The organism is Aeromonas sp. QDB14, from assembly GCF_027707845.1.
In the GTDB taxonomy this organism is placed as follows: domain Bacteria; phylum Pseudomonadota; class Gammaproteobacteria; order Enterobacterales; family Aeromonadaceae; genus Aeromonas; species Aeromonas caviae.
Window position 1 is genome coordinate 1 of record NZ_JAPCJD010000131.1, and the last position, 5,697, is coordinate 5,697.

The 5,697-nt window shown below is 60.4% G+C and carries 5 protein-coding genes; 2 read left to right on the top strand and 3 right to left on the bottom strand.

The window, feature by feature from the left end; all coding sequences use genetic code 11:
- Positions 1-92 precede the first annotated feature (92 nt).
- Positions 93-302: a DUF1653 domain-containing protein gene (locus tag PG887_RS21615; RefSeq protein ID WP_010674028.1), complete on the bottom strand. Its 210-nt coding sequence runs from the start codon at positions 300-302 to the stop codon at positions 93-95.
- 356 nt (positions 303-658) lie between these two features.
- Between PG887_RS21615 and PG887_RS21620 the strand changes: the two genes are divergently transcribed.
- On the top strand, positions 659-1,873 hold the full coding sequence (locus PG887_RS21620; RefSeq protein ID WP_005302243.1) for a pyridoxal phosphate-dependent aminotransferase: 1,215 nt from the start codon (positions 659-661) through the stop codon (positions 1,871-1,873).
- Between the two features lie 65 nt (positions 1,874-1,938).
- Here PG887_RS21620 and PG887_RS21625 read toward each other — a convergent pair whose 3' ends face one another.
- Together PG887_RS21625 and fabV are read right to left on the bottom strand one after the other, a co-directional pair.
- A complete protein-coding gene (locus PG887_RS21625) occupies positions 1,939-3,414 on the bottom strand; it encodes a YfcC family protein (RefSeq protein ID WP_270822881.1) in 1,476 nt (491 codons plus the stop codon).
- A gap of 163 nt (positions 3,415-3,577) precedes the next feature.
- Positions 3,578-4,771, bottom strand: a complete 1,194-nt coding sequence (gene fabV, locus PG887_RS21630; protein ID WP_270822882.1) for an enoyl-ACP reductase FabV — start codon at positions 4,769-4,771, stop codon at positions 3,578-3,580.
- 270 nt (positions 4,772-5,041) lie between these two features.
- On the opposite strand from fabV, the gene PG887_RS21635 reads away from it, so the two are divergent.
- Positions 5,042-5,467, top strand: a complete 426-nt coding sequence (locus tag PG887_RS21635) for a DUF4124 domain-containing protein (protein WP_039038680.1) — start codon at positions 5,042-5,044, stop codon at positions 5,465-5,467.
- Positions 5,468-5,697 lie beyond the last annotated feature (230 nt).

Below are 5,697 nucleotides of genomic sequence, written 5' to 3' on the forward strand. Positions count from 1 at the left end.
TTGGAGACAGCCAGTTTACCAGCACCCTGTCTGTCAACTTCCACTTCCCCAAGATCCCGCGAAGAACCTTTTTTCATGTCGCCAAGCCTGCCTCAGGCCACCGGCGTGAAGCGGCTCACCACCTGTCCCTGATGTTCAATCCACTCCATGAACATGGCGACGGGGCGGGCATAGACCTGACCATCCTGTTCGGATTGATAGATCACCAGCTGCTCCTGGGTTTCGGTGTGCAAGGCCAGGGCCAGAACCTGGTAATAGCCCCCCTTGAAATGGCGGTAGCGACCGGTGGCGGGTGCCTGCATGAGTGAACCTCGAGAGCGGGAAGATGAGCCCCCGTGCCTGCGTGCTCCCCTGGCAGACCGACGGGTCGGGGCCTTTTTTACCCCAGCCAATCGTGCCAGATGGGGGAGATATTTCAATACACTCATGTTGCTTTATGAAGCTACCCCTCATCTTTCACTGATCTACCAAAGAGAGGCAAACGATCATGCTAAATTTAACATTTCAACAACCCTGTTTCAGGGGTAAATATCAGGGATTTATTCCATAAATTAGATTGTTCTAGCATTCAATTCTGTGAAGAATAGGGGCAGAGAAATTTGATACTAAAAACAGCTTTTCTGCCAACGCGCCCCACGGGGAAGGAATCACGCTCACCATGTTCACTATCGACAAGTCGCACAAGCTCGACGATGTCTGCTATGACATCCGCGGCCCGGTGCACAAAGAAGCTCGCCGTCTCGAAGACGAAGGTCACCGCATCATCAAGCTCAACATCGGCAATCCGGCCCCGTTTGGCTTCGAAGCACCGGAGGAGATCATCAAGGATGTGATCCTCAACATGCCCCAGAGCCAGGGCTACTGCGACTCCAAGGGGCTGTTCTCGGCCCGCAAGGCGGTGATGCAGTACTACCAACAAAAAGGGATGCGCAAGGTCGACATCGACGACATCTACATCGGCAACGGTGCGAGCGAGCTCATCGTGATGGCGATGCAGGCGCTGCTCAACAACGGCGACGAGATGCTGGTGCCCTCCCCCGACTACCCGCTCTGGACCGCGGCCGTCACCCTCTCCGGCGGCCATGCGGTGCACTACCGCTGTGACGAAGGGGCTGACTGGTATCCGGATCTCGACGACATCCGCGCCCGCATCACCCCGCGCACCCGCGGCCTGGTGCTGATCAACCCCAACAACCCGACCGGCGCCGTCTACGGCAGCGAATTTTTGCTTGAAGTGATCGAGATCGCCCGTCAGCACAACCTCATCATCTTCGCCGACGAAATTTACGACAAGATCCTCTACGACGACATCTCCCACACCAGCGTCTGCACCCTGTGCGACGACGTCATGGTGGTGACCTTCAACGGCCTCTCCAAGGCCTACCGCGCCTGCGGCTTCCGCCAGGGCTGGATGGTCATCACCGGTCCCAAGGGTCGTGCCAAGGGCTACATCGAGGGACTGGAGATGCTGGCCTCCATGCGGCTGTGTGCCAACGTGCCCATGCAGCACGCCATCCAGACCGCCCTTGGGGGCTACCAGAGCATCAACGAGCTGATCCTGCCGGGGGGCCGCCTGCGTCGCCAGCGGGACAAAGCCTGGGAGCTTTTGAACGAGATCCCCGGGGTCTCCTGCGTCAAGCCCAAGGGGGCGCTCTACATGTTCCCGCGCCTCGACCCCAAGGTGTATGACATCCGCGATGACCAGAAGATGGTGTTCGACCTGCTGCAGCAGGAGAAGCTCTTGCTGGTGCAGGGCACCGGCTTCAACTGGCCGGCGCCGGATCACTTCCGCCTGGTGTTCCTGCCCCGGGAAGAGGAGCTGGAAGAGGCCATCGGTCGCCTCGCCCGCTTCCTCAAGGGCTACAAGCAGTAAGCAAGGCTCATGAAAAAGGCTCCTTCGGGAGCCTTTTTGTTGTCTGTCGTTTTCTATTCGCGCCATCAGCCGTGGAGCAGGGCCCCGGCCACCAGCACCGCCATGGTGATGAGGGCCACCCCGATGATGAAGGGCAGCACCCAGCGCACGAAGCGATCGTAGGGGATCCTGGCGAGCGCCAGCCCCGCCACCAGGTGAGCGGCGGTGGGGGCGAACAGGTTGATCCAGCCGGAGGCGGACTGATAGGCGGTGATCACCAGATCCCGCGAGATGCCGGAGAAGTCCGCCAGCGGCCCCATCAACGGCATGGAGACGGTCGCGAGCCCCGAGGTGGAGGGAATGAAGAAGCTCAGGATGATGTGCACCAGATAGGCCATCAGGATGAAGACCGACGACGACAGCCCGCTCACCAGTCCCTCGGCCCAGTGCAGTATGGTGTCGATGATGACGCCGTGCTCCATCACCACATAGATGCCGCGCGCCACCGCTACCACCAGGGCAACCCCGATGAGATCCCGCGCCCCGTTCAGGAAGGTCGCCACGTAGTTGGACTCCGGCATCCGGTTGATGAGGGCAATCAGGATGGAGGCGCTGAAGAAGAGGGTAGATAGCTCGTCGAACCACCAGCCCAGGGTGGGCAGCAGATCGATGCCCAGATCCGACCAGGGCACCACCGCATAGATCATCAGCAGGAAGGTGCCGAAGAAGACCAGCATGGTGAGCTTCTGCTTGCCGCTGAAGGCGAGGTTGCCGCTCTTCATCTGGGAGAACTCGTCGTCATAGACGATATCGGCCAGCACGGAGCGGGACTTGTCCTGCTGCACCTGCCTGGCGTAGCGCATCACGAACCAGGAGGCGAAGATCACCAGCAGCAGCCACTGGATGACCCGCAGGCCAATCCCCTCACCGATGGGGATACCCGCAAAGCCGGAGGCGATGCCGGTGGCAAACGGATTGACGGTGGAGGCGAGCACCCCGACCCCGGAGCCGAGCAGGATGATCCCCGCTGCCACCATGCGATCGAAGCCCGCCGCCATCATCACCGGCACGATGAGTGCCCAGAAGGCCACCGTCTCCTCCGCCATGCCGAAGGTGGAGCCGCCAAGAGCAAACAGGGCGATCAGCACCGGGATGAGCAGCCGCTCGCGCCCGGCGAAGGTGCGCACTATGGCCCCGACCCCGGCATCGAGCGCCCCGCTTTGCATGGTCACCGCCAGAAAGCCGCCGATGATGAGCACGAACAGTGCCACGTCCGCCGCCTTGTGAAAGCCCTGGATGGGCGCCTTGAGCACATCGAATACCCCCTGGGGTTGGGAGGGGAGCTCGGTGTAACTGCCGGGTACCGGCAGCAGTCGCTCGTCACCGCTGTAGTCGGCCACGGCCGCCGCGGCCACCGGCTGCTGGGTCTTGGCCGTCATATAGTTGTATTTGCCCGCTGGTAGCACCCAGGTGAGGGCCGCCATCAGGGCGATGATGATGAAAAGCAGGGTATAAACCGTGGGGAGCTGGCGCTTCTTGGGCGCCTCATGGGTTGTGGTCATGACTTTCGTACCTCGGCGGTGCCGTCTGTGATCCGGACAGCGCAAGCCTAGCGGGTTTGTTCGGGGAAAAAGGTGATCGCGGATAATAAACCTGAGGCAACAGGTTGAGTCTGCTGCAAAAAAAACAGGGCCCCGCAGGGCCCTGTCTGTGCTGACGACCGACTTACAGCTCGACCACGTCGAATTGCACGTCCGGATTCACGTCCGCATCGTAGTCCACCTCGTCCAGGCCGAAACCGAACAGGCGCAGGAACTCCTGCTTGTAGCCGGTGTAGTCGGTCAGTTCACTGAGGTTCTCGGTGGTGATGGAGGGCCAGAGATCACGGCAGGTCTGCTGCACGTCTTCACGCAGTTCCCAGTCATCCATGCGGATGCGGGCCTGCTCGTCCAGCGCCATGTCGGCGCCGTACAGGCGGGTGCGCATCATGCGGTCCACCTGCTCCATGCAGCCCTCATGAATGCCCTTCTCCTTCATGATCTTGAAGGCCATGGAGATGTAGAGCGGCATCACGGGAATGGCAGAGGAGGCCTGGGTCACCACGGATTTGAGCACGGCCACGTGGGCGGTCCCCCCCTTGGCAGCCAGATCGCCACGGATGGCGGTGGCGGCGCGGTCCAGATCTTCCTTGGCGCGCCCCAGGGTGCCATGCCAGTAGATGGGCCAGGTCAGGTCGGTACCGATGTAGGAGTAGGCCACGGACTTGGCGCCGTCAGCCAGCACACCCGCATCGCGCAGAGCCGCCATCCACAGCTCCCAGTCCTGGCCGCCCATGACGGTGATGGTGCTCTGGATCTCTTCCTCATTCGCCGGCTCGACGGTGGCGGTGATGATCTGATCCTTGTTGGTGTCGATGGCGGTGGAGGTGTAGACCTCGCCGATGGGTTTGAGGGCGGAGCGCACCACTTCGCCGGTGTCCGGCAGCTTGCGCACCGGAGAGGCCAGGGAGTAGACCACCAGATCGATTTGACCCAGATCCTGCTTGATGAGCTCGATCACCTTGGCACGGCACTCGTGGGAGAAGGCATCGCCATTGATGCTCTTGGCGTAGAGGCCGACCTCTTTGGCGGCCTTGTCGAAGGCGGCGGAGTTGTACCAGCCGGCGGAGCCCGTCTTGGTCTCGGAGCTCGGCTTTTCGAAGAAGACACCGATGGTGGCAGCTCCGCTGCCGAAGGCTGCGGCAATGCGGGAGGCCAGACCATAGCCGGTGGAAGCGCCGATCACCAGCACCTTCTTGGGGCCATTCTCGATGGCGCCCTTGGCTTGGGTGTAAGCGATCTGGCGACGAACATTGGCTTCACAACCGACCGGGTGGGTGGTGGTGCAGATAAAGCCGCGAACCTTGGGTTTGATGATCATGTGTTGTCTCTTATCCGTTTGATGGATGAAATCGGGGCATAAGATACCTCATTGCGGCCCGTTATGGTGCTCTGATGTGTTGAACTACGGGGAAACAGGCAGGGATCCGTCGCTTTATGCCGCCATGGCACACCCATTGCGCAGGAGATCTCCCCGCCATGGACCAGAGAGAGGCAACGTGAGGACCGGAATGTCACACCCGGAACGAGGCCGTTGTCTGACCTTGCGCCATGTACTAGTGTGCAAGGAAGAGGATTCAAGGAGGAGTCTATGTCACGCATGCTGGTCATCTCTCTCGCCTGCCTGGGGCTTGCCACCGTCCCCGTTGTCCAGGCGGCTGTCTATCAATGCGCCCGCGATGGGCAGATCACCTTCAGCGACATCCCCTGCAGCAGCGACGCCAAACCCATGGCACTCAATGTCTATACCCCCTCCCCCGAGGCGGTGGAGCAGGCGGCCAACCAGACCCGGGAGATAGAGCAGAGCCTGGCGAACGGCCAGAAACAACGCCAGGCCGAGGCGCTGCGCACCGAGATCGAGGCCAAAAAGCAGAAGATGAACAACGAGATGACCCAGATCACGGAGAACAAGGCAAGATCCCGCAATGTCTCGGCAGAGATGCAGTCGGTCACTACCCGATATCAGAAAGAGATTGAGTCCCTGAACCAGAAACTCTCTACCTTGCAGGCAAAATAAACACTCCCTGTTTCGGGACAGGAAATATACCGAAGCGGCAATGTCGTCACGGGTTCACACATGCCGCATATCCAAAAACTCACACCCTTGGCCGTTTATTTCTCACACCAGAGAGTCAGATAGCGGCTATTTCCAGATCCCCGCCTCCACCTATTTCGGGAATTCAGATAATAAGTGCGACACTCATGGATGAATGGCGAGAGGTGGCCAACTGCTGATTGGTGGTACCC

Excerpts from the sequence above, each read along its gene's own strand:
- PG887_RS21615 (WP_010674028.1), bottom strand. The coding sequence starts at position 302 with ATGCAGGCACCCGCCACCGGTCGCTACCGCCATTTCAAGGGGGGCTAT.
- PG887_RS21620 (WP_005302243.1), top strand. The coding sequence starts at position 659 with ATGTTCACTATCGACAAGTCGCACAAGCTCGACGATGTCTGCTATGAC.
- PG887_RS21625 (WP_270822881.1), bottom strand. The coding sequence starts at position 3,414 with ATGACCACAACCCATGAGGCGCCCAAGAAGCGCCAGCTCCCCACGGTT.
- fabV (WP_270822882.1), bottom strand. The coding sequence starts at position 4,771 with ATGATCATCAAACCCAAGGTTCGCGGCTTTATCTGCACCACCACCCAC.
- PG887_RS21635 (WP_039038680.1), top strand. The coding sequence starts at position 5,042 with ATGTCACGCATGCTGGTCATCTCTCTCGCCTGCCTGGGGCTTGCCACC.